This is a genomic window from Flavobacterium sp. (assembly GCF_044373165.1).
GTDB lineage: Bacteria > Bacteroidota > Bacteroidia > Flavobacteriales > Flavobacteriaceae > Flavobacterium.
Genome location: NZ_JBILQL010000164.1, coordinates 1 through 3,220, shown reverse-complemented (window position 1 = coordinate 3,220; position 3,220 = coordinate 1). Strand labels below are relative to the sequence as shown.

The 3,220-nt window shown below is 36.2% G+C and carries 4 protein-coding genes; 3 read left to right on the top strand and 1 reads right to left on the bottom strand.

All coding sequences use genetic code 11. The annotated features are described in order from the left end of the window. The 3 genes from ACIQ32_RS12395 to ACIQ32_RS12385 form a co-directional block, all read left to right on the top strand. Positions 1–1,188: hypothetical protein (locus tag ACIQ32_RS12395; RefSeq protein WP_396195985.1), on the top strand; the 1,188-nt coding region annotated here is incomplete at its 5' end. Continuing rightward, complete coding sequence (locus ACIQ32_RS12390) at positions 1,185–2,363, top strand: hypothetical protein (RefSeq protein WP_396195984.1); 1,179 nt, start codon at positions 1,185–1,187, stop codon at positions 2,361–2,363. The genes ACIQ32_RS12395 and ACIQ32_RS12390, both read left to right, overlap by 4 nt. Positions 2,364–2,376: 13 nt before the next feature. After that, positions 2,377–2,550 (top strand): hypothetical protein, encoded by a 174-nt coding sequence (locus ACIQ32_RS12385; protein WP_396195983.1) that lies wholly within the window; start codon positions 2,377–2,379, stop codon positions 2,548–2,550. On the opposite strand, the gene ACIQ32_RS12380 is transcribed toward ACIQ32_RS12385, so the two are convergent. Further along, positions 2,547–3,220: hypothetical protein (locus tag ACIQ32_RS12380; protein ID WP_396195982.1), on the bottom strand; the 674-nt coding region annotated here is incomplete at its 5' end. The two genes, ACIQ32_RS12385 and ACIQ32_RS12380, sit on opposite strands and share 4 nt — an antisense overlap.

Genomic DNA, 3,220 nt, shown 5'->3' with positions numbered 1-3,220 from the left:
GAGGGCGTTGGAGGTGGAGGTGGACCGACAGGTCCAACTGGAGATACTGGACCGACAGGTCCAACTGGAGATACTGGACCGACAGGTCCAACTGGAGCTACTGGGCTAACTGGTGAAACTGGGCTAACTGGTGACACTGGAGCTACTGGACCGACAGGTCCAACTGGAGATACTGGACCGACAGGTCCAACTGGAGATACTGGACCGACAGGTCCAACTGGAGATACTGGACCGACAGGTCCAACTGGGCTAACTGGTGACACTGGAGCTACTGGACCGACAGGTCCAACTGGAGATACTGGACCGACAGGTCCAACTGGAGATACTGGACCGACAGGTCCAACTGGGCTAACTGGTGACACTGGACCGACCGGTGCCGGCGGTGCACTTGGTTACTACGGAAATTTCTATGATGACACGGATCAACCATTTTTAGTGCCTGGAACTGCGCAGATAGTTGGTATCAATAGCGATAATGGATCTGTTGGATTTTCTTTAAGCGGTACTGGAACAATTGTTATTGCTAATCCTGGCACATACACGATGATCTATTCAATTCAGCTTAAGAATACAGATAATGATATTCACTATGCTGACATTTGGTTAAGGTTTAACGGCTCAGATTATCCAGATAGTACAACAAGATTCCATGTGCCTGCGCGTAAAAGTGCTTCTGAGTTCGGCTATGCAGTAGCCACAGTTAATTTTGTAGGAACTTCAATCAGCCCTGGTGATACTGTAGAACTTTGGTGGCATTCTAATAGCGCACAAGTTTCAATAGAACATTTACCACCTGGTCTTGCACCCGTTCATCCAGCTACACCAAGTGTTATTGCTACATTCACGCAAGTAATGTATACACAACTAGGTCCTACTGGGCCAACAGGTCCTACTGGGCCAACAGGTCCTACTGGGCCAACAGGTCCTACTGGGCCAACAGGTCCTGTAAGTCCGGAATATCAAAATCCAGTATTTACTATAGAATTATTGGATTATTTAAGTGTAGATTTTTATGCACCATTTGCTTTAGAAATAGACTCGGTTACGAATATCGTTAATGCACCAACTACAACTTTAGCCGTAAATAATTCACCATACGTTTTAGGAAATCCTATTACAATTGGTTCTAAAATAACAGTAACAGTTTCAACTGCTGCTGTAATAAACTTAAATACGACAAGATTATGATAAATTATTATATAAAAGGACAAACTGATAAATGGGTAAGACCAGCTGGTTGGCTAACAATGCCAACTATAACTGCTGCTGAAAATAAATGTGCATTCTTATTAGCTGTGTATGCTGATGAAGAAAATTATTTTGCTGTATCTTATGGTTCTGGTTCTTGTAATTATACAATTGATTGGGGTGATGGAACTACAATAACTGTTAATAACTCAACTGCTATACAAACAAAAAGATATGATTATTCATTAATTAGTTCAATTGTTTTACAAGATAGTTTTGGAATAGATTATAAACAAGTAATAATTACAGTTACTCTTAATTTTGGCGCATTATCTGCTTGGACTATAAATTCGGCTAATGCAGCATCAAGAGCAGGTAAATCCCAAATATTAGAAACTGTTATAAGTCATAGTCACTCCCTTACTTTTAATTCCAGAATACAAACTATGATGGAAAGTTTAAAAATAATTAAATTTATACCAACTGGTGTAGTAACTAATAATTTAAGGGATTTAATTGCTTTGAAAAATTTTGAAGGATTTGAGAATATAGATACTACTAATACCACAACATCTGGAACAACTTTTGCTAATATAGGACCAGTATGGCAATCATTAAATTTTACTTGGAATAGTGGAGCTGCTGGTATGACTAGTATATTAGCAAGTTCAAGAATTAAAAAGTTTGGGAATGTAACACTTTTAGGAACTGGCGGTTTAACAACTGCTATGTCTTCCGATAATATAGAGGAAATTGGTGATGTAAATTTAGGAAATCATAATACTTTAACTTCTATGTTTCAGAATAATTTTAATTTAAGAAAAATAGGAACAATTACGATTGGTGGTACTGCTGTTAATATAACTACAATGTTTCAGAACTGCTATTCTTTACAAGAAATAGTATTTACCGATTGTGCTAATATTACAACCATTACAACAACTACATTTGTAAGTTGTTTCGCATTAAGAAGATTAGTTCTACCTAATATAGTAGTATCAGTTACTGCTCCTGTCGGATGTTTACAAAGAACAGCATTAGTAGAATTATTTATGAGTTTAGGTTCACCACTAACAACACAAACATTAACAATAACGGGTAATCCTGGAATACCAGATTTATTACCTGCTGATTTATTAATAGCAACATCAAAAAACTGGACAGTGTTTCAATAAAATAAAAATAGATATGGAAGATACAAGTGGATTTTACAAATGGGATGATATAAATAGGGAATGGTTATTTGCACCTAATGCTGTTTATGGACCAACATTTACTTTAAAAAGAGAGTTGAAAGATACTTACGAATATCCTATTGAAGGTTGTACGTGGTATGACGAACGACCTAAAGATTTGAATTAAATTTTAGTAATCTCCATTTCTGAAAAATGATCTTGTTGGGTCACAAAGATTCGATAGTTAAATAGCTCTTCAGGTAGGGATTCGTGAGAAACTACAAATATTGACATTCCATATTTTTCTGAATACTCTTTAAGAATTGAAATTGCTCGATATACATTTGATTTATCAAGTGAACTAAAGATTTCATCAAGAAACATTACATTCATTTGGCTGTGTTTCATCTTAATTATTTCAATAAAAGCAAGCAAAACAATTAGGTTCATCTTTTTACGCTGACCGCTAGATAGACTTTCTGGAGAAATTTGTAATCCTAAATAAGTTATATGAGGATCAAATTCATTGTCAAATTCAAATGAAAACTTAAATTCTAATTTTTCAGAGATCTCAAGAATTCTTGCATTTAGTGTTGGAATTACTCGCTCAATCATATCTCTCTTAATTCCACTCTCCGATAAGAGATCATCTAGACTTAGTGAAATAGCTCGAGATGAAGTTAAAGTATTAATTTGGGATTGGCTCTCATCTATCTGCTCCTCTAGACTCTTGATTATTTTAGAGATAGAAGATATTTCGTCAGACCCATTGCTCTCATTAGCAGCCTCCAGTGAGGTCACTAGGGATTGTAATTCAGCCTTTTTATTAAAATAATCAGAATCAATATCTCCCTTAT

What these genes read in the sequence shown, in the direction of transcription:
- ACIQ32_RS12390 (WP_396195984.1), top strand. Translation starts at nt 1,185, where the DNA reads ATGATAAATTATTATATAAAAGGACAAACTGATAAATGGGTAAGACCA.
- ACIQ32_RS12385 (WP_396195983.1), top strand. Translation starts at nt 2,377, where the DNA reads ATGGAAGATACAAGTGGATTTTACAAATGGGATGATATAAATAGGGAA.